Source organism: Albimonas donghaensis (assembly GCF_900106695.1).
Lineage (GTDB): Bacteria > Pseudomonadota > Alphaproteobacteria > Rhodobacterales > Rhodobacteraceae > Albimonas > Albimonas donghaensis.
Map to the genome: position 1 here is coordinate 498198 of NZ_FNMZ01000002.1, position 24698 is coordinate 522895.

Annotated in this window: 20 protein-coding genes and 1 tRNA gene; 9 read left to right on the forward strand and 12 right to left on the reverse strand. The window is 70.7% G+C overall.

The features are described 5' to 3' along the window. Positions 1-92 precede the first annotated feature (92 nt). The 3 genes from queF to BLV24_RS08180 all read right to left on the reverse strand — a co-directional run bounded on the left by queF (position 93) and on the right by BLV24_RS08180 (position 2651). On the reverse strand, positions 93-554 hold the full coding sequence (queF, locus tag BLV24_RS08170; protein ID WP_092680673.1) for a preQ(1) synthase: 462 nt from the start codon (positions 552-554) through the stop codon (positions 93-95). A 14-nt stretch (positions 555-568) separates the two neighbouring features. After that, positions 569-1165, reverse strand: a complete 597-nt coding sequence (locus BLV24_RS08175) for a hypothetical protein (protein ID WP_092680674.1) — start codon at positions 1163-1165, stop codon at positions 569-571. A gap of 301 nt (positions 1166-1466) precedes the next feature. Then, a complete protein-coding gene (locus BLV24_RS08180) occupies positions 1467-2651 on the reverse strand; it encodes an NAD(P)/FAD-dependent oxidoreductase (RefSeq protein WP_176954677.1) in 1185 nt (394 codons plus the stop codon). Positions 2652-3267: 616 nt separating this feature from the next. On the opposite strand from BLV24_RS08180, the gene BLV24_RS08185 reads away from it, so the two are divergent. Genes BLV24_RS08185 through BLV24_RS08195 form a run of 3 tightly spaced genes read left to right on the forward strand, consistent with a single transcriptional unit; the run spans position 3268 to position 6049 of the window. Beyond that, positions 3268-3936, forward strand: coding sequence for a uracil-DNA glycosylase family protein (locus BLV24_RS08185; RefSeq protein WP_092680676.1), 669 nt, complete (start codon positions 3268-3270; stop codon positions 3934-3936). Further along, positions 3933-5114 (forward strand): alpha/beta fold hydrolase, encoded by a 1182-nt coding sequence (locus tag BLV24_RS08190; protein WP_143040257.1) that lies wholly within the window; start codon positions 3933-3935, stop codon positions 5112-5114. Before BLV24_RS08185 ends, BLV24_RS08190 begins: the two co-directional genes overlap by 4 nt. After that, entirely contained in the window at positions 5111-6049 is a 939-nt protein-coding gene (locus tag BLV24_RS08195; protein ID WP_092680678.1) for a hypothetical protein, read from the forward strand. The genes BLV24_RS08190 and BLV24_RS08195 overlap by 4 nt, the downstream gene beginning before the upstream one ends. 79 nt (positions 6050-6128) lie before the next feature. Here BLV24_RS08195 and BLV24_RS08200 read toward each other — a convergent pair whose 3' ends face one another. Then, a complete protein-coding gene (locus tag BLV24_RS08200; RefSeq protein WP_176954678.1) occupies positions 6129-6383 on the reverse strand; it encodes a DUF3253 domain-containing protein in 255 nt (84 codons plus the stop codon). A 278-nt stretch (positions 6384-6661) separates the two neighbouring features. Between BLV24_RS08200 and BLV24_RS08205 the strand changes: the two genes are divergently transcribed. Then, the gene (locus tag BLV24_RS08205; protein WP_092680679.1) at positions 6662-8962 is read left to right on the forward strand and encodes a xanthine dehydrogenase family protein molybdopterin-binding subunit; all 2301 of its coding nucleotides are present in this window, start codon (positions 6662-6664) and stop codon (positions 8960-8962) included. Between the two features lie 25 nt (positions 8963-8987). After that, on the forward strand, positions 8988-9803 hold the full coding sequence (locus BLV24_RS08210) for a metallophosphoesterase (protein WP_092680680.1): 816 nt from the start codon (positions 8988-8990) through the stop codon (positions 9801-9803). Between the two features lie 203 nt (positions 9804-10006). Here BLV24_RS08210 and BLV24_RS08215 read toward each other — a convergent pair whose 3' ends face one another. After that, positions 10007-11578 carry a polysaccharide biosynthesis/export family protein gene (locus BLV24_RS08215; RefSeq protein WP_176954679.1) on the reverse strand — a complete coding sequence of 524 codons (1572 nt, stop codon included), beginning with the start codon at positions 11576-11578 and terminating at the stop codon, positions 10007-10009. A gap of 289 nt (positions 11579-11867) precedes the next feature. Here BLV24_RS08215 and BLV24_RS08220 point away from each other — a divergent pair, with 289 nt between their 5' ends. Both BLV24_RS08220 and BLV24_RS08225 read left to right on the forward strand, forming a co-directional pair. Further along, a complete protein-coding gene (locus BLV24_RS08220) occupies positions 11868-12563 on the forward strand; it encodes a sugar transferase (protein ID WP_092680681.1) in 696 nt (231 codons plus the stop codon). Between the two features lie 105 nt (positions 12564-12668). Further along, complete coding sequence (locus tag BLV24_RS08225) at positions 12669-13808, forward strand: glycosyltransferase (RefSeq protein WP_092680682.1); 1140 nt, start codon at positions 12669-12671, stop codon at positions 13806-13808. Between the two features lie 164 nt (positions 13809-13972). Here the strand turns inward: BLV24_RS08225 and BLV24_RS08230 are convergent, their stop codons facing one another. From BLV24_RS08230 to BLV24_RS08255, 6 genes are all read right to left on the reverse strand, one after another. Further along, positions 13973-14803, reverse strand: a complete 831-nt coding sequence (locus tag BLV24_RS08230) for a CpsD/CapB family tyrosine-protein kinase (RefSeq protein WP_092680683.1) — start codon at positions 14801-14803, stop codon at positions 13973-13975. A gap of 56 nt (positions 14804-14859) precedes the next feature. Then, positions 14860-16479 (reverse strand): GumC family protein, encoded by a 1620-nt coding sequence (locus BLV24_RS08235; protein ID WP_092680684.1) that lies wholly within the window; start codon positions 16477-16479, stop codon positions 14860-14862. 33 nt (positions 16480-16512) lie between these two features. After that, the gene (locus BLV24_RS08240; RefSeq protein WP_143040258.1) at positions 16513-17538 is read right to left on the reverse strand and encodes an ExeA family protein; all 1026 of its coding nucleotides are present in this window, start codon (positions 17536-17538) and stop codon (positions 16513-16515) included. Positions 17539-17592: 54 nt separating this feature from the next. Continuing rightward, positions 17593-20043 carry a tetratricopeptide repeat protein gene (locus BLV24_RS08245; RefSeq protein ID WP_176954680.1) on the reverse strand — a complete coding sequence of 817 codons (2451 nt, stop codon included), beginning with the start codon at positions 20041-20043 and terminating at the stop codon, positions 17593-17595. Between the two features lie 427 nt (positions 20044-20470). Next, entirely contained in the window at positions 20471-21838 is a 1368-nt protein-coding gene (locus tag BLV24_RS08250; protein ID WP_092680686.1) for a hypothetical protein, read from the reverse strand. 44 nt (positions 21839-21882) lie between these two features. Continuing rightward, on the reverse strand, positions 21883-22587 hold the full coding sequence (locus BLV24_RS08255; RefSeq protein ID WP_176954681.1) for a polysaccharide biosynthesis/export family protein: 705 nt from the start codon (positions 22585-22587) through the stop codon (positions 21883-21885). Positions 22588-23112: 525 nt separating this feature from the next. Between BLV24_RS08255 and BLV24_RS08260 the strand changes: the two genes are divergently transcribed. Both BLV24_RS08260 and BLV24_RS08265 read left to right on the forward strand, forming a co-directional pair. Further along, positions 23113-23691: a sugar transferase gene (locus tag BLV24_RS08260; protein ID WP_245710455.1), complete on the forward strand. Its 579-nt coding sequence runs from the start codon at positions 23113-23115 to the stop codon at positions 23689-23691. A 346-nt stretch (positions 23692-24037) separates the two neighbouring features. After that, positions 24038-24112: transfer RNA gene (locus BLV24_RS08265), tRNA-Gly, on the forward strand. Between the two features lie 152 nt (positions 24113-24264). Here the strand turns inward: BLV24_RS08265 and BLV24_RS08270 are convergent. Further along, complete coding sequence (locus BLV24_RS08270; protein ID WP_092680688.1) at positions 24265-24507, reverse strand: accessory factor UbiK family protein; 243 nt, start codon at positions 24505-24507, stop codon at positions 24265-24267. Positions 24508-24698 lie beyond the last annotated feature (191 nt).

The following is a 24698-nucleotide window of genomic DNA, read 5'->3' on the forward strand; positions in this document are numbered from 1 at the left end:
ATCCCCGCGCGCATTCGCGCTCACGTCCCCGCGCGCATTCGCGCTCACAGCCCCGCGCGCAGTGGCGCTCAAATCCCCGCACGCCGTCGCGCTCAACCGCGCCCACGGTAGGGCGCGACCCCGGTATCGGGGACCCACAGGCCTTCCGGCGCCGGTCCCGACTGCCAGAACACGTCGATCGGGATGCCGCCGCGCGGATACCAGTAGCCGGCGATGCGGATCCAGGTCGGCTTCGCGACCGCCGCGATGCGCTTGCCGATCGACACGGTGCAGTCCTCGTGGAAGGCGCCGTGGTTGCGGAAGCTGGTCAGGAACAGCTTCAGCGACTTCGATTCGATCAGGAATTCGTCCGGCGCGTAGTCGATCACCAGATGCGCGAAATCCGGCTGGCCGGTCACCGGGCAGAGCGAGGTGAATTCCGGCGCCACGAAGCGGGCGAGGAACAGCTCCCCCCGCTGCGGGTTGGGCACGGGGTCGAGCCGCGCCTCCTCGGGGGAGGCGGGCTGCTCGGCCGCCTGGCCCAGCGTGGTGATCGCGGCGAGGTCGTCGGTCATGGCGGAAGCTCCCGTCACTCGAAGTCGATGCGGTGGGTCCAGGTGGCGCCGTCGGAGACGGTCAGGCTCGTGAACCCCAGCAGCTTGAGCGCGTCGAAGAAGGTGGCGCTGGCCTCCAGCCCCTGGGAACGAAACAGCGGCGTGGCGCGCATGCCATAGGTGAGCTGGGCGAGCACGGCGCGGGCGCGGAACAGGGTGCGGAAGGACTGGTCGTCGAGCCCGATCATGATCAGCCGCCGGGAGCCGTCGCCCTTGGCGAAGAGCGCGAAGCGCGGGGTCTGGGCGGATTCGGCCTGGGCGCGGGCGATGGCGCCCACGAAGGCCTCCCGGTCGAGCCCGTCGCGGCGGGGGCCGGCGAGCATCGAGCGCTCGAACTTCTCCTGCGAGGTGACGGGCGGGAAGTAGTAGTCCTCGCCGTCGTTGGCGCTTGCGGCGCCCGGCGCGCCCCCGGCGATGGCGGCGACCGCGAGGCCCAGCGCCATCAGCGCCGCGCCGGCGCGCAGGCCCTTACGCCGCGCGGCGCGGCCCTTGGCCCGGGGCGCCTCGCCCGGCGAAACCGGGGGGCGAGCGGGGCGGCCGGAGATCCCGGCCTCGGGGACTGTCTGCTGCATGTCGGTCGCTCCCGTCATCGCCCTGCGCCTGGCGCCGGGCCGCTCGGTGTCCGGCCCCCTCATACGCCCGACGGGCGGCCGCGGAAAGACGGTCGCGGCGCCGCGGGCCGGAGACGGGGGGGCCAGGCGCCGCGTCGAGGCCCCGCGGGTGGACGGGCCGCGCCCGCGGCGCGCGGCGGGCGTGGCGAGGGCTGCGCCCGGCGCGGGCGGCCCCGTTGCGCAGGCGGCGTCTTCCGGGCGACGCCAGCCCCGGAGGGGGAAGCGCCCGGCCCCGACTCCGCGCCTTGGCCGAAGGCCCGCGTCAGGCCTCGCCGGAACCGGCCCCGGCGCCGCCCGGACGGCGGAACTCCGGCAGAGGCGCATCGGCGGGGGGAAGGAATTCGGCGGGGAGGTCATCCGGCGTCGCGCCCGTCGCCATGGCCGCCGCGGCGCGCCCGCAGGCGGCCGCCACGCCCAGGCCGATCTTGTAGCCGCCCGTGGCCAGCACCAGCCCGGGCGCTCCGGGCGCGGGGCCGACCACGGGCGAAGAGCTCGCCGCCCGCGGGCGCAGACCGGCCCAGCGGGTCTCGACTTCGGCGCCGGCCAGCAGGGGGCAATGGGCCTCGGCCCGGGCCAGCAGCCGGTCCAGCGCCTTGTCGGTGGTCAGGTCGGCGCGCCCGCCCTGCGACGTCGCCCCCACCGCCACCCGGCCGCCCGCATGCGGCGTGATCCACAACCCCGGCGCCCCGATCAGCGGCGCGCCCCTTGGCGCCGCCACCCGCAACCGCGCCGCCTGCCCGTGGACCGGCCCGCCGCCGAGCGACGGGAACAGCCGCAGCGTCGCGGTCCCGGCGGCGAGGATGGCGGCGCCGGCCCGGATCTCGCCGCGCTCGAACCCCGCCGCCCCGGCGGACCAGCCGAGAAACCCGCCCAGGTCCGCGAACCCCGCGCCGGCCCCGGCGCAGGCGGCGCGCAGGGCGGCGAGCAGGGCCGGCGGATCGACCCGCGCCGTCAGGTCGTCATGCAGCGCGCCATGGGCGGCGGGGGCGAGCCAGGCCGGATCCCACGCGCCCGCCGCGTCCGGCCGGTCGATCAAGGTCACCCCCGCCCCCGCCCCCCAACGCGCCGCGCAATCGGCGACGCGGGCCTCGGCATGGGCCCGCTGCGCCTCGGAGGTCAGGGGGCTGAGCCGCCCGGGGCGGGCGTAGCCGGCCGAAAGCCCCGTCTCCGCCTCCAGCGCCGCGATCTCCGGGCCCAGCGCCGAAAGAGCGGCGAGCTGGAAGGCCTTGAGCGGGGTCCAGGGCTCGGCGAGATGGGGGGCGAGGGCGCCGACCGGCGTGGCGGAGGCGGCGGGGGCCGCGTGCTCGCCCGCGATGATGACGCTCAGTCCCCGGGCCAGCGCGGCGCGGGCGGACCAGAGCCCGAAGGCGCCGGCGCCGATGACCAGCAGGTCGGGCGCATCGGACGGGACGGGCGGTGCGGAACGGGAGGCGGGGAGGCGCGGCATGGTCCCCGTGAATGGCCCGCCCGGCCCGCGCAGGCAAGTGCCGGCGGCGCGCGGCGCGGCGGGATCGCAGGCCAGGCCAGGCAACCGGGCGCCGCGCCGGGGCCCGGACCTGCGAACGAGGCGGTGACGGCGGCCGTCCTGACCGCCCTCGGGGCGGGTTGGCGACCCGGGTCGCTGGAACTCGGCGCGAGGATGGCGCGGGGATGGCCCCGGGATGGCGCGGAGGCGATCCGCGTCATCGTCCCTGATCTTCAGACGGGCCGGCGCCCAGGGCTGACCGCCCAAGGCGGGACCGCCGGGCGAGATCGTTTCGCGCCGCTCCATGCGAACACGCATGGCTCGGCCGGGGCCGGACGCGGGGGCGGACAAGGAGTCCGCATGGACCGGCGGGGCACGGGACGGGAACGACAGCCGCGCGCGCCGATGGGCCGATGGAATGCCTCTCCTCCTTCGCTCCCCCCCTTCGTTCCGCGGAGCTCGGCGCCCCGGCCCATCGACTCGCGCGTCGCGCCGGGCGCGCGCCGGATGGGTTGCGCCCCGACGGCGCCCCGCCCCATCTTGCGCGGGACCCACGCCCCTCCGCGCGCCGCGCCGCGCTGACAGGAGACCGCGCCGCATGACCCGAGCCCCGCGCGACGCGAGGCCCCGGCCCTCCGGGTTCCGCGCGAACGACCGCGCCCCGGAAGAGACGCCGGCGACGCTGGCGGGGGCGATCGAGGGCTGCCGGCTCTGCGCCCCGCGCTTCGCCGCCACCCGCACGGGACATCAGCCGCGGCCGGTGGTGCGGCTCTCCTCCACCGCCCGCCTGCTGATCGCGGGCCAGGCGCCGGGGGCGCGGGTTCACGCCTCGGGCCTGCCCTTCGACGACCGCTCCGGCGACCGGCTGCGGGACTGGATGGGGATCGGGCGCGAGACCTTCTACGACGCCGCCCGCATCGCCATCCTGCCCATGGGCTTCTGCTTTCCCGGCTACGACGCCGCGGGCGCCGACCTGCCGCCGCCCGCGATCTGCGCGCGGACCTGGCGGGACCGGGCGCTCGCCGTCATGCCGCAGGTGGAGCTGACCCTGCTGGTCGGCGGCCATGCCCAGGCCTGGGCGATGAAGGGGCGGGAGCCGGGACGGGCCACCGTCACCGCCCGCGTCGCCGCCTGGCGCGAGGCGCCGCCCGGCGTCCTGCCCTTGCCCCACCCGTCCTGGCGCAATACCGGATGGCTGAAGCGAAACCCGTGGTTCGAGGAGGAGCTGGTCCCATGGCTGCGTCGCCGCGTGTCCGAGCTGACATGACCCGCCCCGCGCCGGCCGCGACGCCTGGCCGTGGCCCCGCCGCTCCGTTGCGGGTGGTCCGGCGGATCGGGCTGGGGTGGGCCCTGTCGGGGCTTTCGCTGGCGCTGGCGGCCTGCGCGACGCCGGGCGGGCCGGTCGCGACGCCGGTGGCGATGGGGGGCGCGCCTTCGCCCGCGGCGGGCGCGGGGATCGCGCCTTCGCCCCCGGCCGAGGCCGAGGGCGAGGCCAAGGGCGGGACCGCGGACGCCGCGCCCTCCCGGACCGACGCCGAGCGGAGCCCCGACGCCCCGGCCCGCATCGACGGATGGCTGGACCTGCCCGCCGGCCGGCTCGCCCTGTCGCATTGGCCGGCGGCGGCGCCGCGGGCCGTGCTGCTCGCCCTGCACGGCTATGGCGACTACGCGCCCACCACCTATGACGTCGCCGCCCGCCGCTGGGCCGCCGCCGGGATCGAGACCTTCGCCTATGACCAGCGGGGCTTCGGGCGGAACCCGTCGAACCGACGCTGGCCCGGCCATGACGCGCTGGTCGAGGACCTGGAGGCCGCCGCCGCCCGCATCGCCGAGATGCGCCCCGGCGTTCCCCTCTTCGTCGCCGGACATTCCATGGGCGGCGGCGTCGCCCTGACCGCGGCGGGCGAGGGGCGGCTGGAGGGCGTGCGCGGGGTCGCCCTGCTCGCCCCCGCGGTCTGGGGCGGGGACACGCTGAACCCGCTCTACCGCGCCTCGGCCTGGACCATGGCGACGGTGGCGCCGGACATGCGCATCGCCCCCACCAAGGCGCCGGTGCGGATCATGCCCTCGGACAACATCCCCATGCTGATCGCGCTGTCGCGCGACAAGACCCGTTTCGCCAACCCCTCCCCGCGGGAGTTCATGGGGCTGATCCGGCTGATGGACCGGGCGGTGCTGGCCGCGCCCGGCGACCGGATCGACACGCTGGTGGTCATGGGCGCCCATGACGAGGTGGTGCCCGAAAGCTCGGTGCGGCGCGCATTCGACGCCTTGCCCGGCCCCAAGACCTTCGAATATGTGCCCACCGGCTGGCACATGCTGCTGCGCGACCTGGAGGCGGAGCGGGTGCATGACCTGGTCGCCGACTGGATCCTCGCGCGCGGGGCGCCCGCGCCCCTCGCGCCGCCCGAGGCGCAAGACAACAGGGACCCGACCCCACGATGACCGACGCCCACGAGCCGACTTCCGCCCCTGAAATCGTCGTCGAGCCCGATGCGGGCGCGGATGCCGAGACCCCGCTCGACCGCGCCCTGCGGATGGCCGGGGGCGACGCCGCGGACGGGCGGGCGGTGGACGCGCTGATGGGCTCGGAGCTGCTGCTGCTGCTCGAAGCCCCCCTTCAGGGCGACCGAATGCGCCCGGTGATCCTGGAGCTGGAGGCCGGCGCCACCGCGCTCGCCTTCGACGCGGAGGCCCGGCTGGCGGCTTTCGGCGGGGGCTCGGACTACGCCGAGATCAACGGCCTGGCGCTGGCCCGGCTGCTGGGCGCGCAGGGGGTGAACCTGGCGGTGAACCCGGGCGTCGCGCCGTCGGAGCTGTTCCATGAAGCCGCGGCGCTGACCTGGATGGCGGAGTCCGCAGAGGCCGAGACCCGCGCCGAGGCCGCCCGCGTCGGCCGTCTCGGCCCGCCCCGCGCCGCGACCGAGGCGCTGGTGGCGGCGCTGGACGGCCGCCTGGCCGCGCTGGCGACCTACCTGGCCGAAGCCTGGCTGGTGCAGGCCGCGGCGCCCGAAGCCCCCGAAGCCCCCGCGGACGGTGCGGACGGCGCGGACGGCAAGGACGGCGCGGAAGAGACCGCCCCGACCCTGCTGATGATCCTGCGGGAGCGTCCGGGCCTCGACCTCGCGGGCAAGAAGGCGCTGGACATGGCGGCGGAGGCGCGGCGGGAGGCGATGGTCTCGGCGCTCGCCCGCTCCGCCCGGCTGGCGGCGCCGGAGGGTCCGGACTTCGCGACCATGTTCGTGGAGGAGACCGCCCCCGCGCTCGCCGCCGCGCGCCGCTTCGGCCTGGGCTTCGAGCTGCCCGAACCCGAAGCGCCGCGCGCAACGGGCCCTTCGGCGCCCGGCATGGACCCCGCCAAGCCGCCGAAACTGCGCTGAGACGCGCGCGGAACGCTGACCGAAACGGCGCCGCCCCTGGCGGGCGACGCTGTGGTCGGGCTTGGTGGAGGGGGCGGGCTTAGTGAAGGGGGCGGGACAGCCGGATCGGACCGTTGACGGACAGGGCGTCGACCGCCTTGCCGGACTGGGTCACGTGAATCAGGCCGTCGCGCTGAAGCCGACCGGCCACTTCGCGCACCCGCGGCAGCAGGGGGCGCCAGTCGTCGGGGTTCAGGTGACGCGCGGCGTCGGACGGACAGAAGCTGGGGCCCAGCGAGCCGCTGCGAGCGAGTTCCAGAAGCGTCTCCGCGATTCGATCGTCGGTTGTGGTCATTATGATTCGCTCCTCCCTTGGGCCCATCGTATCATGCATGGGGCGGTCGCCATGACATGCGGGCCACGCTCCGGCGCGCGCGCCGACCCCCGCCGGGGAAGCGGAGGGTTGCGACGGGACCGGACCCGTCATTTGGCTTACCAGCCCCCTCAAGGCAAGCCGAAGCGCATCAGGACGCATGCGCCGGGCGCCCCTCGGGCATGGACTTCGCGGCTCTCGCGGTTAGGGTTCGCAGCGAAACAGGGCCGCCTGGCCCGCCAGAATGACAGGGTGGATTCATGGAAAAGTTCGGCGTTTCCCAGCCCGTGCTCCGCAAGGAGGACGTCCGACTTCTCACCGGCCACGGCCGCTACGTGGACGATATCGCGCCTGAAAGCGCGGCCCACGCCTTCTTCCTGCGCTCCCCGATCGCGCACGCGACCTTCTCCGCGCCCGACCTGACCGCGGCCCGCGGCGCCCCCGGCGTCATCGGCGTCTATGCGGCCGGCGATCTCGACGGAAAGATGAAGAACTTCGTCAACGCCGGCGTGGTGAAGAACCGCGACGGCTCCAACGGCGCCGCGCCCACCCGGCCGATCCTCGCCGTGGACAAGGTGCGCTATGTGGGCGAGGCCATCGCCATCGTGGTCGCCGAGACCTTCGAGCAGGCCCGCGACGCCGCCGAACTGATCGAGATCGACTTCGACGAGCTGCCGGCCGCGTTCTCCACCGAAGGCGCCTTCGAGGAACCCGAAGTTCACCCCGAGGCCCCGAAGAACCTCGCCTTCGACTGGGCCTTCGGCGACGAGGACGCCACCCGCGCCGCCTTCGAGGCCGCCGCTCATGTGGTCGAACTGCCGCTGGTCAACAACCGCGTCATCGCCAACCCGATGGAGCCCCGCGGCGCCTGGGCGGAATGGGCGGGCGAGCGTCTGCACATCTCCACCAACGGCCAGGGGGTGTGGAACCTCAAGAACGAGATGGCCAAGAAGCTGGGGCTCGACGCCGGGCAGGTCCGCGTGACCAATCCCGACGTGGGCGGCGGCTTCGGCATGAAGGCCTTCTCCTACCCCGAGCATTTCGCGGTGGGCTTCGCCTCGCGCGAGCTGAACCGTCCGGTGCGCTGGATGTCCGACCGCTCCGAAGGGATGATGACCGACGCCATGGGGCGCGATCACGTCACCACGGCCCGCGCCGCCTTCGACAAGGACCTGAAGCTGCAGGCGATCTGGTTCTCGGTCGTGGCCGGGCTGGGGGCGTATAACTCGCCCTTCGGCCAGTACATTCCCTCCGAGGTCGCCAAGAACGTGCTGCCGGGCGTCTATGACGTGCAGGTCGGCCTGTTCGAGGTGAAGGGCGCCTACACCAACACCTGCCCGGTGGACAGCTATCGCGGCGCCGGTCGCCCCGAAGCCATCTACCAGATCGAGCGGCTGATGGAGTTCTCCGCCCGCCAGCTGGGCGTCGAGCCCGACGAGCTGCGCCGCCGCAACTTCATCGCCCCCGACAAGTTCCCCTACACGACCCTGGTCGGCCAGGTTTACGACGTCGGCAATTTCGAAAAGGTCATGGACCGCGCGATGAAGGAGGCCGACTGGGCCGGCTTCGAAGCGCGCAAGTCCGCCTCGGCCGCCAGGGGCCTGCTGCGCGGGCGCGGCATGGCCACCTATATCGAGTCGATCCTCGGCGCCCAGAACGAGACCGCCAAGATCGAGTTCGCCGAGGATGGCGGCATCAACCTCTATGTCGGCACCCAGTCCAACGGCCAGGGGCATGAGACGGTCTACGCCCAGATCCTGCACCAGCGCTCGGGCCTGACCTATGACAAGATCCGCATCGTGCAGGGCGACAGCGACCTGATCGCCAAGGGCGGCGGCACCGGCGGCTCGCGCTCCGTGACCATGCAGGGCAACGCCATCAACGCCGCCTCCGACGAGATGGTGGAGCGGTTCCGCCCGCTCGCGGAGGAGGAGCTTGAAACCGCCGCCGCCGACCTGGTGTTCGAAGACGGCGCCTTCTCCGTCGCCGGCACCGACAAGTCGGTGACGCTGGAAAAGCTGGCCGAGACCGCCCGGACCAAGGGCATGGTCGAGCTGCTGGTGCATGAGACCGAGAACGTGGTCCCCGGCCGCTCCTTCCCCAATGGCTGCCATATCGTGGAGCTGGAGATCGACCCGGACACCGGCACGCTGGCCGTCGACCGCTACACCATAGCCGACGATTTCGGGCTGCTGATGAACCCGGTTCTGGCCATCGGCCAGGTGCATGGCGGGGTGGCCCAGGGGCTCGGCCAGGCGGTGACGGAGCAGGTGGTCTATGACGAAAGCGGCCAGCTTCTGACCGCGACCTTCATGGACTACGCCATGCCCCGCGCGACCGACATGCCCGAGATGACCTTCCACTCGGAGCCGACCCCGTCGACCGCCAACGCCATCGGCATGAAGGGCTGCGGCGAGGCCGGGACGGTCGGCGCGCTGGCCGCGGTGACCAACGCGGCGCTGGACGCCATGTCCGCGGCGGGCGTGGGCCATGTGGACATGCCGCTGACCCCGCAGCGGGTCTGGTCGTGGCTGTCCTCGGCCAGGATCGCGGCCGAGTGAGGCTGGCCATGACGTCGGGGGGCGCATGACGGGCTTTTTCAGGCGCCTCTTCGGGGGCGGCGGCAAGGATGGCGCGGGAGGGGGCAAGCCCTCCCGCAATCCGCGCGCCTTCGACGCCCCGCTGGAGATCGACCTGCCGACCTACGCCATCGGCGACGTGCACGGGCGGGACGACCTGCTCGCCCGCCTGCTCGGGACCATCGAGGCCGACGCCGCCGCGCGTGGCTACGGGCGCGACTGGCGGCTGGTGCTGATGGGCGACTACGTGGACCGGGGCGAGCAGTCGGCCCAGGTCCTCGCCCGCATCCGCGGCCTGCTGGCCGGCGACAGTCCCGCCGGCGAAACTCACGCCCTGCGCGGCAACCACGAAGCCATGATGGCCGCCTTCGCCGAGGCCCCCGAGGCCGGCCCCCGCTGGCTGCGCAATGGCGGGCTTCAGACCATGGTCTCCTACGGGGTGGGCGGGGTGGAGCTGACGCGCGAGGGCGCGGACCTGACCGCCTCCGCCGCCGCCCTCGCCGCCGCGGCGGACGCCGACCTGAAGATGATCGCGGAGCTGCCGGTCTGGCTGCGCTTCGGCACGGTCCTGTTCAGCCATGCCGGCGCCGACCCCGACCTGCCCCCGGACCTGCAATCGGAACGCACCCTGATCTGGGGCGCGCCGCGCTTCTTCCAGGTGACGCGCAAGGACGGGCTGTGGTGCGTCTACGGCCACTACGTCGTCGACGAGGCCCATGTCTCGCAGGGGCGGGTGGCGGTGGACACCGGCGCCTACCATTCCGGCGTGCTCTCGGCCGTGCGGCTGGAGACGGGGGCCGAGCCGGCATTCCTGACCACCTGACCCCCTGCCCCCCTGACACCTGACACCTGACACCTGACACCGCCGAAGGCCGCGGCCGGCGGAGGCGGCGGGTTCGCACCCGCCCTACGGGGCCTGCGCCGTCCCGCGAGACAGGAAACGGCCGCGCCCGGGGAGGGCGCGGCCGTTTTCATGTCGCCTGCATCTGAAGGGACCGGCGGGCCAGACCCGCCGGCCCTTCCCGATCAGTTGGCGACGTTGCCGACCGAGGCGGCCTGGCTCAGCAGGCTCGGGGTCAGCTGGTTGACGACCCGGCTCCAGGTGGTGACCGGCTGTTCGGCGACGAAGATCACGTCGTTGGGCCGCATCTCGAACATCGCCGCGGTGGTCAGGTTGGCCACGTTGGAGGCGTTGAGATGATAGGCGCTGATCCCGCCCGCCAGGCTGGTCGCCGGGGTCGAATGCCGGCGCAGCACGTAGATCTCGCCGTAGTCGCCATACTGCATGTTCACGCCGCCGTTCTCGAACAGCATGTCGGCCAGCGTGCGCCGGGTCTCGAAGGGCAGCGCCGTGCGGCGGGGCGAACGCACCTCGCCGGCCACGTAGACATAGTCGCGCTGCACGGCGCCCAGCTCCAGCCGGTCCTTGAAGGTGGAGCGCTGCTCCGCCGAGATCGAACGGGCCTCGGCGTTGCGGGCGATCTCGAACTGGCTGGCCTGGATGCGCATCTGCGCGAGCTGCTGGCGAAGCTGCGCCTTCTGCAGCTCGAACTGGGCGATGGTGATGCCGAAGCGCACGTCGTCGATCTCGGCCTGCCGCTGGCGGAAGGCGAATTCCCGCTCGCGCAGTTCGAAGTCGCGCAGCTGAAGCTGCTCGGTGAAATAGGCGCGCGCCTGAGTCAGGTCATAGTCGGTGTCCACGAACAGCGCGTCGCCATCCTTGAGCAGCACGTCGCGCAGCGCGTCGTCGCCATAGATGGCGCGCAGCGGCGCCTGGTAGACCTGGCCGTCGCGGAACAGGCGGACCACGGTGTAGTCCAGATCCTGCGCCTGCACGCCGCCGGCGAGCTGCAGCGCCTCGGACAGATACAGGGGCTTGAGCGTGATCGGGGCCACGTTCGGGTTGGCCACGGCGCCGCCGACCGACACGCGCTGCGAATTGAATTCGGAGATTTCGAGGCTGAAGGACGGGTCGATGCCGTTGCTGACCAGCGCCTGGAAGATGGCGTCCTCCGCCTCCTCCAGCGTCGAGCCGGCGACGCGGATGCGGCCCACGTCGGGAATGGCGATCGCGCCGTCATCCTGCACGATATAGCCCTGGCGCGAGGTCTGGGCGTTCAGCAGGCTGGGCACGTCCTCCAGCGTCGCGCCCTGCGTGTTGGCGGAGACCAGAAGCGTGTCGGCCACGCCGATGCGGTAGGGCGCGGGCTCCTGCGCCTCGGGCAGGTTGACCTGCTGGGCCTCCGCCGGCGGCTGCAACGCGGTCGCGGTCGGAGGCAGGGTCTCGGCCGTGGCGTCCACGGCGCCGGCGGGATCGTAGGTCGCGTCGGGCAGTCTCGGCATGGCGGTGGAGCCGACTCCGACCGAACCCGGCGCGCTCTGCGGCGCCGGGCGGAACACGTCGGGCAGTCGGGCGGGCACATAGGCGTCGAGATTGGCCTCGGCCGCGGTCTCGAACGTCAGGGGAATGACCTGCACATCGGAGGTTGCCGAATCCGCCCCGCTCCTCACGTCTCCGGATTCGTAGACGTCGGGCGATGTGTACACCAGCCCGCAACCTCCAAGCGCAAGCGCGGCGAGCAGGATATTCACCCTCATGAACCGTTCCCCTTTTTACGGCGACGCAACATAACGGCGGAGCGCCGCCGTTTCCGTCCCTTAGCATCCCATCCGCTTGTCGTTAAGGCGAAATTCCACCACGAAGAAGCTTACCAATTGATTGTGCGCATGCGACCGCATGTCCGTCATCAGGGTTAAAGCCGACATTTCCGTTGAGTTCCGTGCAATTTGCAGGATACTCGGCTGCGTGTGGGATACGGACGCGCCGGAATCGGCGCGTTCGAGTGTGTTTCGGGCTTCTCATCGAGCCTGCGGATACGGGGTGAGCATGAAGCATTTGCAGCCTGACGGACAGTTTTATGCTGCGGACGCGATAACGCCGGCGTCCGGGCCGTCAATCTTTCGGGTCGTATACGAAAACGGCGGCAAGCGGCTGCTCGATCTGGTTCTGGCCATCGCGCTGGTCCCGGTTCTGGCGCCCGTGATCCTGGGCCTCGCGGCCCTGGTCTGGGCCAAGGACGGCGGCAAGCCCTTCTTCGGCCATACCCGGATCGGACGCGGCGGGCGCAAGTTCCGCTGCTGGAAAATCCGCTCGATGGTGCTCGACAGCCAGGCCCGGCTGGAAAAGCATCTCGCCGAGAACCCGGCCGCCGCCATGGAATGGCGCGCGACCCGGAAGCTCAACGACGATCCGCGGATCACGCGGGTCGGGCGGCTGATCCGCAAGACCTCGCTCGACGAGCTGCCGCAGCTGTGGAACGTGCTGCGCGGCGAGATGAGCTTCGTCGGCCCGCGGCCGGTCCCCGAGGACGAGCTGAACGAGTGCTACGGCTCGGCCCGCTCGGTCTATTGCTCGCTGCGTCCCGGCATCACCGGGCTGTGGCAGGTCTCGGGGCGCAACGAGGTGTCCTACGCCCATCGCGTGTCGATGGATGTGGAATATCTGCGCCGCATGGCCGCCGGGCTCGATCTGTGGATCATCCTGCGCACCGCGCTGGTGGTGGTTCAGCCGACCGGCAAGTGAGCGGCCGCGCCGGGCCCGCGCGGCCCGGCCCTCACCACGTCTGAAATGTCAGCGCCGCCGGGGCCATGGTCCCGGCGTCGTCATGTCCGAGGGGAGTTTTCGCGGATGCGCGTCGCCATCATCCACTATTGGCTGGTCGGAATGCGGGGGGGCGAGCGGGTGCTCGAACAGCTCTGCATGATGTTCCCCGACGCCGACATCTACACCCATGTCGCCGACCCGGCGAAGCTGAGCCCCCTGCTGCGCCGCCACCGGATCACCGAGACCTTCATCGGCCGCCTCCCCGGGGCGAAGAAGCACTACCAGAAGTATCTCGCGCTGATGCCCCGCGCGCTGGAGAGCCTGGACCTGACCGGCTACGACCTGGTCATCAGTTCCGAAAGCGGGCCGGCCAAGGGCGTGATCCCGCCGCCGGACACGGCGCATGTCTGCTACTGCCATTCGCCGATGCGCTATATCTGGGACCAGTACCACGCCTATCGCGACGGGCTGTCCCTGCCGATGAAGCTGGCGTTCTCCTGGCTGGCGCCGAAGCTGCGCACCTGGGACGTGATCTCATCGAACCGGGTGGACCAGTACGTCGCCAACTCCTCCTTCGTGGCGCAGCGGATCCAGCGCTGCTGGCGGCGGGACTCGGTGGTGGTGCATCCGCCGGTGGACCTGGAAGCCTACCAGCCGGCCCCCGCGCCGGGGCCCGACGCGCCCTATCTCTTCCTGTCCGAGCTGGTGCCCTACAAGCGCGCCGACCTGGCGATCGAGGCCTGCGCCCGGCTGGGGCGGCGGCTGCAGGTGGTGGGATCGGGGCCCGAGACCGAGCGGCTGAAGGCCATGGCGCCGGCGGGGACCGAGTTCCTGGGCCGGGTGCCGGACGAGAAGATGCGGGCGCTCTACCAGGGGGCGCGCGCGCTGCTGTTCCCCGGCGTCGAGGATTTCGGGATCGTGCCGCTGGAGGCCATGGCCTGCGGACGCCCGGTGCTGGCCTATGGACGCGGCGGGGCGCTGGACACGGTGGTGGACGGCGACACGGGGCTGCTGTTCCACGAACAGACCGCCGAGGCGCTGGCCGCCTGCATCGAGCGATTCGAGTCGGAGCTGGAGCCCGGCCTGGACCCGGCCCGGATGGCCGCCCATGCCGGCCGCTTCGGCGAGGCGACGTTCCGCGCCAACATGTGGGCCGCGATCCGCGCCGCCGCCCCGGGCCTGGGGCTGGACGAGACCCCGCCCGCGATCGCCGACGCCGCCTGACGCGCCCGGCGGAGCGGGCCGGGGGATGCCCCCCGAACCCCCAGCCGCGGAGGCTTCGCGCATAAGAGAACGCCCGCCCCGGTCCCCCGGCGCGGGCGTTTCGCTGTCGGCTTCCCCGCCCCCCCACGCCCTGTCGGCGGGCGGGCCAGCGGGCGGGGTCGGGATCACATATAGTCGTATTCGTAGTAGGAATAGGACTCGGAGCGCAGGTCGTACTTGTTGAGGATCACGCCGGCGAGCGGGATGATCTCGGACAACTGACGCTCGCAATCCTCGAGGTTCCGGACCGAAGTGATGCCCGAAGCCGCGATCAGCAGCGCGCAATCCGCATAGGCCATGAAGGACATGGCGTCGTCCGAGGCCAGCAGCGGCGGCAGGTCGTAGATCACGATATCCGGCTGCAGAACCCGGTGCATGTCATCCAGCGCCTTCTTGGCGTCCGGATGCTGGAGCAGCTCGGCCGAGTGCCGGAAGCTCTGCGCCGTCGGGCCGATGGCGAGGTTCTCGCCGAGGCGGATGAAGAACTCCTCCGGCCGCACGCCGCCCATCAGGTAGTCGCCCATGGACAGCTGGCTTTCGAGCCCGATGTTCTTGCGCACCTGGGGCCGCTTCAAATCGACATCGGCCAGGATGCAGCGGGTGTTGCGCTGGCGCGAGAAGCTGAAGGCCAGGTTGGTCGCGATCATGGTCTTGCCGCAGGACATGGTCGGCGAGGTGATCGCGAGGGTCCTCCAGTTGTTGGCCTCCATCATGCGCAGGATCTTGGTGCGCAGGATGTCGAAGGGCACATGCGCCGGGTCGTCCTTGGAGAAGGTGACCACGCGGTTGCGGGTCAGCACCTCCTCATCGGGTTCGAGCTGCTGCAGCGCCAGCCAGCCGGCCGGGGTGTTGCTCTCGCTCAGCTCGGCGCGGGCGGGCGGGCGCGGATCGGCGAGCCCGACGCCGCCGTCCCGCGCTTCCTTGGCCCTGTTGATCGCCGCCTTGATGCGTTCCATGACTTGCGCCTTTCAATGCCGGGTCCCGCGACGCGCGCGGGACCCGGGCTCGGACCTCAGAACTTCAGCCGGCTGCGCACCAGTTCCAGCAGCGCGTCGAGCTGGGTGGCGACCATCACCTTCCGCGCGATCATGTCGAGCGGCAGATAATAGGTGTGCAGCAACACGAGCGCGAGGATGGCGCCGCCGACGCCGAGCACGATCATCGACCACTTCGCCCGGATCCTGCGGCGCAGCTCGTCGTCGGTGTAGATGTAGGGGATCACCGCCAGCGGCTGCATGTCCAGCGTGTTGATGATGTCGGAGGGCCGCCGGATCGCCTTGTTGAGGAACTCCAGCACGATGATCAGCGCCAGTCCGCCGCCGCCGCCCGCGCCGATGCCCAACAGCAGGATCATGACCCGGTTGGGCTTGGTCGGCGCGTCGGGAACCGTGGCCTCGTCGATGACCTCGAAGCGCTCGGCCTGCTGCTTGAGCTCCAGCTGCTCGCCGGTCGCGGAGACCGCCAGCTTGCTGCGGGCGTCGGTGTATTGCTGCTGCAGGTTGCCGTAGTTCCGCTGCAGGGCGGTCAGGGCCATCTGGGTGTTGGGCGTCTCGCCGATGGAGCGCTGCAGGGACGCTTCCTGACGTTCGAGCTGCGTCGTCTCGTCGGCGATCTGCGAGAGGCGGGTGTCCACCTCCTCGATCTGCTGGCGAACCCGGCTGAGCTCGTCCTCCACCAGCTGGGAGGAGCTGTCGGAGAGCTGCTGCTCGAGATCGGCGCGCTCCTGCTCGATCGCCTCGTCCAGGGCAGCGATGCGGGTGCGCAGGGCGCGGATCTCGGGGTGCTGCTCGGACAGCAGGGCCGAGCGCAGCTCCAGCTCGCGCGCCATCTCCTTCTTGATCCGCTCGGAGTCGGTGAGCGGGCGCTCCGCGTCGGCCAGCGAGGCGGGGTTATCCAGAATCTGCAGCAGGTTCTTGCGACGCTCCTGCAGGTTGGCGACCTCCCGGTCCAGAAGCTGAAGCTGCTGCTGGGCGCGCTGCAGCTGGTTGGTGCGGAAATCGAGGGTCTCGGGCAGGGTGTCGCGATTGGCGCGCTTGAAATCGACGATCTCGGCCTCGATCGCGGTCAGCTCGCCGCCCAGGCGCTGGGTCTCCTGCTCGAAGAACTCGTAGGTGTCGGCGGCGCGCGCGGTGCGCAGCTTGAGATTGTCTTCGAGAATGCGGGTCATGTACTCGCCCGCCACCCGCGCCGCGACGGAGCCGTTGGACGCGGTGAAGGACACCGTGAACACCATCGCCATGGCGGTCTCGCCCCGCCGGCCGCTGGAAAGACCGTCGGCCTTGAAGGAGGACTGCCGGCGCATCTCGTCGACGATCTCGGAAGGCGACATGTCCCGGCGGTCGCGGAACACGTTGTACTCGGCCGCGATCTCCAGAAGATTGTCGCGGGTCAGCAGCCGCTGCTGGATCACGCGCAGCCGTTCCGTCGCCTGGCTGGTCACGGTGGACTGCACAAGCGCGGTCGGAATCTGCTGGGATTCCACGAGGATCTTCGCCGAGGACGTGTAGGACGCGGGGATCAGCACCGCGGCCGCGGCGAAGCCCGAGAAGATCACCACCGCGGTCAGCAGGAACACCGGGAAGCGGCGCAGAAGGACCGAAAGCAGGAATCGGGGGTCGAGTTCACTAGGCATGTCGCGTCACAACGCTTTCTTGCGAAAGGCGGGTCAGACCTGTCGGTCCCATACGCCGTAGAACACATTCTGCTCGTCGCCGTCGCCCTCCGGGGCGTCGTGCGGCAGGCTCGACGAAGGCGGCGCCGGGGTCTGCGCCCCGGTCGCGAGGGCGGGGTCCGCGGCGGGCGCGGGCGCGTTCAGGGGCCCGGACGCCGAGTCGGACATGGCCATCGCCTCGTCCACGCGGAACATGCCCGAATGACGCCGATCCTCCAGCACCTCGCGCACGAGGCTGGAATCGACCACCGGCCGCTCCTCCGAATAGGCGTAGACCAGCGCGTAGTCGCAGAGCTGGTTGATCAGCCGCGGAATGCCGCGCCCGGCGACGTGGATCATCGCCCGCGCCGTCACGTCGATCACCTCGCGCTGCGCCCCGGCATGGGTCAGGCGATGGATGATGTAGGCGTCGGTCTCCTCGGCCGTGAAGGCGCGCAGGTGGAAATCCGAGGCGATGCGCTGCGCGAACTGCTGCAGGACGGGCTGGCGCACCAGCTCCCGCAGTTCCGGCTGGCCGACCAGGATCAGCTGCAGCAGCTGGTCCTTGTCGGCGTTGATGTTCGAGAACATCCGCAGTTCCTCCAGCGCCAGGGGCGAGAGGTTCTGGGCTTCGTCGAAGATCAGCGCGGTGCGCCGGCCGGCGGCGTATTCGTCGATCAGGAAATCCTGGAACTGGCGGAACAGCGCCACATAGCCCAGCCCCGGCTCCACCGGCTGGCCGAGCGACATCAGCACCCAGTGCAGCAGCTCCCCCCGGTCGCCCTGGGCGTTGGAGATCAGCCCGATCGAGAAATCGGCCGGGATGTCGTTGAGCAGCTTGCGCACCAGCGTCGTCTTGCCCGACCCGATTTCACCGGTGATCATGGTGATCGGCGCATGGGTGGCCATGCCGTATTCCAGCATGGTGTAGGCCTTCTGGTGCGGGCCCGACCAGAACAGGAAATCGGGGTCGGGGAGCAGCGAGAACGGCCGCTCCCTCAGCCCGAAGAAGTCGTCGTAAAGCCGGGTCAGATCACGCATGGCGCCCCCGATCCCGCCCGCCGCGGAGCGTGGTATGGATCGCAAGTTCGCCGATCACTGCTGCGCCTTCCCTTCCTCGGCCTTGCGCGCACGGTCGGCCTCCAGCGCGTCGATACGCTTGAGCACTTCCCTGGCGCGGTCGGCATGAGAGAAATTCACCTGCTCCGACAGGGTCATCGCCCGGTCGATGCGATTGCGCGCCTGGCTGAACTCGCCATTGGCGGCCAGCACGACGCCCAGATGATACTGCACCAGCGGGTTGGTCGGCAGCTGCTCCGCCGCCCGCCGCAGCAGGGGCAGCGCTTCCGCCGACGATCCGGTGAGGTGCAGGAGCCATCCGTAGGTGTCCGTCAGGTAGGGCTGGTCGGAGCCGCGGAAACGCTTGGCGATATTGAACGCGCGCGACAGCTGCTCCGGGTCCGAGGCCCGGTGATCCGCCAGAAGGCTGGCGAAGTTGTTGGCGATGACGGTCGAGGACGGACGCTGCTTGTACAGGTCCTCATACACCTCGATCGCGTCATCGAACTGCCCTTCGTATTCCAGCTGCATGGCCTGGGTCAGCCGCAGCGACACGTCCCGGTCATTGAGCGTCAGACCCTTCTGAAGGGTTTCCGTGACCTGCGACGCCTTGCCCATCGAATTGTAGATCCGCGCCAGGCTGGCATAGGCCGCGGCGTTGCCGGGCTCGATCTCGATGGCCTTCAGCAGATCGGTCTCGGCCGCCTCCATGTCGCCACGCCCCGACAGGATCGAGGCGCGCAGCACCAGCGCGGTCACGTCCTCGGGCTTGGTCTCCAGCCGCTCGGTCAGGTAGGTGTAGGCCCGATCGACGTCGCCGCCGGCCAGCAGCGCGCGCACCAGCGCGATGACGCCGTTGGACGCGTCGCCTCCCTCCGTGTCGACCACGGTCTCGAGGATGTCGGCGCTCTCGTCGAACTTGCGCTGCCCCAGCGCCGCGGCGGCCAGAAGGCGGTCGGCGACCGCGTCCTTGGGGTCGATGACCTTCAGGCGATTGGCGATGCGCTCGGCCTCGGCCCAGGCCTGCCGGCGCAGCTTGAGCTGGGCCAGCGCCACCAGCAGGTCGCGGCTCTCGCCCCGCCTCTTGAGCGCGTCGTTCATCACGCTCTCGGCGACTTCCGGCTTCTGGGCGCGGATCAGCGCCTCGGCGTAGCGCAGGGTGATCGGCAGGTCGAAATCCGATTCCTGCATGGCCTGGGCCAGCCGCTCCAGCGCCAGCTCGCGCTGACCGTTGCGGTCGTAGGCCGCGGCCAGCGTCAGCATGATCTGGACGTCCTTGGGCGCCACGTCCAGCGCCGCCCGCAGGTCGCGGATCGCGGCGTCGTTCTCGTCCGCGGCCAGGAAGCGCGAGGCGCGCAGGCGCAGCGCGTCGGCGTTCTTGGTGTCCGAGGCGATCACCGCGTCCAGCAGAACGTCCGCGGCCTCGAACTCCTCGTCCTTGATGTGCAGCTTGGCGCGCTCCAGCCGGGCGCGGTTCTGGTCGGCGCCGGTGCGTTCCGCCGCCAGCCGGTCGAGCCGCTCGATCGCCGCGGCCTCGTCGCCCTCCCGCAGGTCGAGCGTGGCGATGGCCAGCTCGTATTCCACCAGCGGGTTGTCGCTCGACGCCAGGCGCTCCAGCTCCTCGCGGGCGCGCTCGGGGCCGTGCAGGGCGTTGACGAAACGGGCCACGTCCAGCGCGCGCTGGTAGTCGCGGGGGTTGTTGTCGGCGATGGCGCGATACTGCGCCTCGGCGTTGTCATACTGGTTCTTGAAGACGTACCAGCGCGCCAGCGCCTCGCGGAACTGGTCGGTGCGCGGGTAATGCTCCACCAGCCGCTCGAGCTGGGGACCGATGTCGTCGGCGCGCTCGAGCTGTTCCAGCACCCCGAGCCGAACCACGTTCAGGCTGAGATCGGACTCCTTGTAGGCGAGCCCCTCGTCCAGCAGCTTCAGCGCGCCTTCGTTGTCGCCGGAATCCACGCGATCGGCCACCAGCACCAGACGGGTGGTGATGTTCTCGGGGATCCTCTCGATCACCTCGCGGGCGACCTTGACGGCCTCCTCGCGGTTGCCGCGCTTGTAGTCGACGGAGGCCTTGATGCCGAGCACGCGCGGATTTTCGGGGTCCAGCGCGAAGGCGGCGAGCACGAAGCGCTCGGCCTCGTCGAGCTGGTTGGCGACCAGCATGATCTCCGCGAGCTCGATCCGCGCCCCGATGTGATTGGGGTCGAGCTCCGCGGCCGAACGGAATTGCCCCAGCGCGCCGCGGATGTCGTTCTTGGACTTCAGGTAGAGCCCGAGCTCGTAGCGCGCCGCCACATGGGCCGGGTCGAGCTTGACGGCGTTCCGGAACTCCAGCTGGGCCTTGTCAGGCTCGCCTTCCTGGAGCAGGGCCATCCCGCTGTCGTAGTGCTCCTGCGCGCGCTCCTCCCCGGAATCGCAGGCCGCGAGCCCGAAGGCTGCGAGCGCGAGGAACACGGCCGTATACGCGTGAGCGCGGAATTTCATAGCAATCTCATCCCCTGGGCCCATCACCTCGGGCCCTTGGCGCAACCCCCACAGCTGCGCTGCGTTTCCGTCCGCCCGGGCGCGCCCGCGCCCCGCGAAGCCCCATCAAGACCGGCGGCTGTCGCCTGAGCGCAGCGAATCGGCCTGATGAACGCTTAGAGGTGTATCGTGACTGCCCCCCGGATTCCAAGTCGAAGTAATGTTATCAAGGCTCAACCTTGGCGATCCGCCTCACCATGCCGCGGTCCGGAATATGAACGGCGCGGCCGAACCCTCGTATTCGTTGGGCGCGCCCGCCTCTGTTCATCTTCTTCACAGGTAGTTCTCGTCCGATGCGCGACGCCGCGCCGCGCCGGGATCGTCCCGGCCCGACCGGCTTCGAAGCGGGATCGGGAGGAGATCGGGCTGGAGCCTCGGCTTCGCGGGCTCAGGGCAGCAGCGTGAAATTGCGGCGCAATGACAGCGTCACCCGGTGCGACGTCGCCTCCCCCGTCGAATCCTCGACCCGGAACACGTAGCCGAGATTGGCCGAGGTCTCCTCGGTCAGCAGGTAGGACAGCCCGCCGCTGGCGCTGTAGGCGGATTCCGTGCCGCCGCTGTCGTCGGTATAGGCCCAGCCCACCCCGGCGCGGCCGGAGACCCGGTCGTTGATCTCGATCTTGTAGCCGCCGTTGAGGCTCACCCGCCGGATCTCGCCGTCGCCATCGTCCTCGTCGAGCGGGGTCTGCAGGCTGGCCCGCGCCCCGGCGGTCAGCGATTGCGTCGCGTCCAGCCGCCGCGACACCGAGGCCCGCAGGCTGGCGAAGTTGCTGGACACGCCCTCGTCCGACGGCTGGGTGGAATTGGAGGCGCTGGCGGAGAACGAGGTCGGCCCGGTCACGTAGGAGGCCCCAATCGAGGCGCGGATGCCCGGCGTGATCTCGTCGTCGCGGCCGCCCCCGCGCAGGAAGCTCAGGCTCGGACCCAGCGAAAAGTCGAAGGTCTGGGTCGGCGTGGGCTGATAGCCCAGCTGCGGCGTCGCGTACACGGTGGTCGTGTCGCGCTCGGCGTCGTCGTCGGTGACGATGTTGGTGATGCCCGCGGTCACGCCCGTGGTCCAGGACGCGCGCAGCTGGCGCGACCAGCCGGTGCTGAAATCCAGAACGTTGGACGGGGTGTAGCGACCGCCCGTGTCGTCGAGATAATCGGTCCGCCGGGCCGAGGCGTTGAAGCTCAGGCTCTCATGGGAATTCACCCGGTAGGTGTAGCCGCCGTTCACCGCGTATATGGCGCGCAACGTCTCGTCATCGCGCTGCACCAGCCCGACCTCCGGCTCGTCGTCGGGGTCGATATCGGGATCGTCGGGATCGACGGGCAGCAGCACGAAGCTGGTCGAACTGAATTCGACCGGCTTGACCGACAGCGAGAAGCCCAGATCGAACCCCCGATCGGTGCGCTGACGCTGGTAGGCGCCGGAGACGTTGGGGAACAGACCCGCGATGTTGTCGTTGGCGTCGCCGGTATAGGCCGAGTAGCGCATCGCCCCGCGCAGCGTCAGCGAGTCGGTCGGCCCGGCGTTGGCGTAGTTCAGGACCAGCTCGGTCTCCGAGCCGATGGTGCCGTCATCGCCGGGATTGAGCTGATAATTGGTGTCGGCCACCACCTGCTCGGTGATCGAGCCGGTCAGCGTCTGGTCGCCGGCATAGGCGGCCACGGCCAGCAGCCCGGCGCCGCCCAGGGCGGTCGCGCCGGCGAGCGCCGCCCGCCTCGGGCGGCGGAGGGCCGTGCCGGTCCTGTCATCGTTGCGCCTGGTCATGGAGCGGTCCCGTGCAGCAGCGGAGGAAACGTCCGCGCGCCGGCTCAGTCGAACAAGCCGCGCTCGGGGGCGAAGATCACGTCGCCGGGCAGGATCGCGATGTCCCCCTCCAGCGGCAGCCCCTCCTCGAAGCGCTCGTAGTCGAACATGTGAACGGTCTCGACCCCGGCCTCGTCCTTGCGGCGCAGCATGATCCGGTCCTTGGCCGCGAAGGCGGTCGGCCCGCCCGCCAGCGCGATGGCGGTCAGCAGGGTGAGTTCTTCCTGCGTCTCGATCCGCCCGACATTGTTGAAGGCGCCGACCAGGTAATAGGCGTAGGGCTCTTCCTCTTCTTCGGCCAGCAGCTCGCTGCCGAGGATCGGGGCGAGACCGGCGACCGAGACGGTGACCGTCGGCGTGATCTGGAACCCGCGCGCGAGGCGCTGGCGCAGGGCGGCCTCGACCTGCTCGGGCGAATTGCCGGCGGCCATCACGGTTCCGGCGATGGGCATGGAGATGCGGCCGTCGGGCCGGACCAGCACCGTGCGGTTCAGGTTGGGATCTTCGAGCACGGTGACCGAAAGCGTATCGCCCGGGCGCACCGAGTAATAGGCCGAGCCGTGACTGGACGCGGCGAGCTCCGCCGCGGTGGCGGCGGAGGACGACGCCTGGCTCTGGGCCGACTGCTCGGTCTGGGCCCGCAGGCCGGTCGAGGTGGAAATCGTCAGCGCGGCGACCAGGGCCAACGCCAGAAAAGCAAACCTTGGCAAGATGTCGCCCCTCTCTCTTCGGATCTGGCTTGAACGCGTTTCTGGACCATGATGGATCGGATCGCCACAGCAAATCTCGATCCGAAGGCGCTCATCGCCGCGTGTAATCTTCAAGCGTGACGTAAACGCCGCACCTCGGGGGCGGCGACCGCAGGCCGGAAACCCATCCGTCGCCCGCCGTTTTCCGGGGCCAGAAGACTGTCGCGAGGCGGCGCACGACCCACCCCGTTATCGCTCGCATTCGACGCGGATTCTACATTAACAACATGAATTCCGGTTGTGACAGGCCGGATTTTGTGAGACAAATTGTTAAGGAATGGTTCAGGTGGAATCGTGGGGATTTCAGACTGACGCTATCCGCGCCGAACCCGGCGCGATACATTCCTCGGTGGGGTTTTCGGGGGTTTGCTCGGCATGATTCACGATGCAACATTACAACATGCGTCCGAGGGCGCGTCCGCGGAGCCGGCGGCGGCCATGAGTGGCCGCAGCTCGGCAGGCTGGTACGCGGCGCGTGGCAAACGCTTGCTGGATCTGCTCATTCTCGTTCTTGTGGCGCCGGTGGCGGCGCCGCTTGTGGTGATGCTCGCCCTCATGGCGCGGCTCGACGGCGGCCCCGCGCTCTACGCCCAGCCCCGCGTCGGGCGCGGCGGGCGCCTGTTCCGCTGCTGGAAAATCCGCTCCATGGTGGTCGACGCCGACAAGCGGCTCGAAGACTATCTCGAAGCGCATCCCGCCGCGCGAATCGAATGGGACCGCGACCAGAAGCTGCGCAACGATCCGCGCATCACGGCCACCGGGCGGTTCATGCGTTCGACCTCGCTCGACGAGCTGCCGCAGCTCTGGAACATCCTGACCGGCGAAATGTCCTTCGTGGGCCCGCGTCCGTTCACGCCGAACCAGATCAGCCTGTATCGCGGCGTCAGCTATTACAGCCTGCGTCCGGGTCTCACCGGCCCCTGGCAGGTCGGCGAGCGCAACGGTTCCGGCTTCGCCGCCCGCGCGGCCTATGACACCGGCTACGCCCGCGACCTGTCCTTCGCGCTGGATCTCGGGATCCTGCTGCGCACCGTGCGCGTCGTGCTGAGCCGCACCGGTCAGTGACCTCCGGGCGCTGATCCTCACCGGGCCCCGCCCGACGCCGCGCGCCCGACCCCACAAGACCGACCCCGCAAGACCGCCCCCACAAGACCGCCCCCACAAGACCGACCGGAACATTCCGACTTTCGAACGCCGCCTCGCCGACCGCGAGGCGGCGTTCGACGTTCAGGCCCCAGAACGATCGACCTGCGCCATCGCCGGCGCGCACGGGCTCCGCAGCGTCGCGCAGCCGCTCCGGGCCGCGCGGCGCGAGGTTGCCGCAACGAAGTTTCGGAGGTGCGCGAATTTGGCGTTTCGGACCTCTTGCACCGCCCCGCGAATCTATGTAATCCACCGCTCACCGAAGGATGCGGGCGTAGCTCAGGGGTAGAGCATAACCTTGCCAAGGTTAGGGTCGGGCGTTCGAATCGCCTCGCCCGCTCCAACGGTTCTCTATAAAATTCAAGACGCCAGGCCGGCTCTCGCAAGGGAGGCCGGTCTTTTCGCATGGACGGCCCGCGCCTTGCCCGTCACCGGGGAAGCGTGGGGGACGCGTGCGGCCGATCCGGCGCGAAGGCCGGACCGGCCGTCAGGCGATCAGAGCCTGGCTTCGAGCGCGGCGATGCGGGCGGTCAGCGCGTCGTTCTCCTCGCGCGCCTTCGCGGCCATGTCGCGAACCGCGTCGAATTCCTCGCGGGTGACGAAGTCGTTGTCGGCCATCCAGCGCTCGATCCAGCCGCGAAAGGCTGTCTCGGCCTCGGTGCGCGCGCCCTGGGCGACGCCCGCGGCGCTGGTCATCAGGCGGGAGAGGTCGTCGAAAAACGGATTGCGGCTCTGCATGCCGGCGCTCCTGGCGTTGTCGCGGGCCGCGTGCGCGGCGCGGGCGACGGGTTTCGGATAGGTCTGCCCCCAACATGGCGCGCCGACGCCGGTTTCGCCACCCGGCGCGCCGACGCGCCCCCCCCCGCGGGCCGCTCGGCGAGGCCCTTTCGCGGCCCCGCTTGCGCCGACCGCGGGCGGCGCTAGGTTGA

Coding starts and splice junctions, on each gene's coding strand:
- BLV24_RS08235 (WP_092680684.1), bottom strand. CDS start 16,479: ATGCCTAGTGAACTCGACCCCCGATTCCTGCTTTCGGTCCTTCTGCGC.
- BLV24_RS08245 (WP_176954680.1), bottom strand. CDS start 20,043: ATGAAATTCCGCGCTCACGCGTATACGGCCGTGTTCCTCGCGCTCGCA.
- BLV24_RS08175 (WP_092680674.1), bottom strand. CDS start 1,165: ATGCAGCAGACAGTCCCCGAGGCCGGGATCTCCGGCCGCCCCGCTCGC.
- BLV24_RS08240 (WP_143040258.1), bottom strand. CDS start 17,538: ATGCGTGATCTGACCCGGCTTTACGACGACTTCTTCGGGCTGAGGGAG.
- BLV24_RS08225 (WP_092680682.1), top strand. CDS start 12,669: ATGCGCGTCGCCATCATCCACTATTGGCTGGTCGGAATGCGGGGGGGC.
- BLV24_RS08210 (WP_092680680.1), top strand. CDS start 8,988: ATGACGGGCTTTTTCAGGCGCCTCTTCGGGGGCGGCGGCAAGGATGGC.
- BLV24_RS08185 (WP_092680676.1), top strand. CDS start 3,268: ATGACCCGAGCCCCGCGCGACGCGAGGCCCCGGCCCTCCGGGTTCCGC.
- queF (WP_092680673.1), bottom strand. CDS start 554: ATGACCGACGACCTCGCCGCGATCACCACGCTGGGCCAGGCGGCCGAG.
- BLV24_RS08200 (WP_176954678.1), bottom strand. CDS start 6,383: ATGACCACAACCGACGATCGAATCGCGGAGACGCTTCTGGAACTCGCT.
- BLV24_RS08180 (WP_176954677.1), bottom strand. CDS start 2,651: ATGCCGCGCCTCCCCGCCTCCCGTTCCGCACCGCCCGTCCCGTCCGAT.
- BLV24_RS08230 (WP_092680683.1), bottom strand. CDS start 14,803: ATGGAACGCATCAAGGCGGCGATCAACAGGGCCAAGGAAGCGCGGGAC.
- BLV24_RS08270 (WP_092680688.1), bottom strand. CDS start 24,507: ATGCAGAGCCGCAATCCGTTTTTCGACGACCTCTCCCGCCTGATGACC.
- BLV24_RS08215 (WP_176954679.1), bottom strand. CDS start 11,578: ATGAGGGTGAATATCCTGCTCGCCGCGCTTGCGCTTGGAGGTTGCGGG.
- BLV24_RS08190 (WP_143040257.1), top strand. CDS start 3,933: ATGACCCGCCCCGCGCCGGCCGCGACGCCTGGCCGTGGCCCCGCCGCT.
- BLV24_RS08205 (WP_092680679.1), top strand. CDS start 6,662: ATGGAAAAGTTCGGCGTTTCCCAGCCCGTGCTCCGCAAGGAGGACGTC.
- BLV24_RS08195 (WP_092680678.1), top strand. CDS start 5,111: ATGACCGACGCCCACGAGCCGACTTCCGCCCCTGAAATCGTCGTCGAG.
- BLV24_RS08250 (WP_092680686.1), bottom strand. CDS start 21,838: ATGACCAGGCGCAACGATGACAGGACCGGCACGGCCCTCCGCCGCCCG.
- BLV24_RS08220 (WP_092680681.1), top strand. CDS start 11,868: ATGAAGCATTTGCAGCCTGACGGACAGTTTTATGCTGCGGACGCGATA.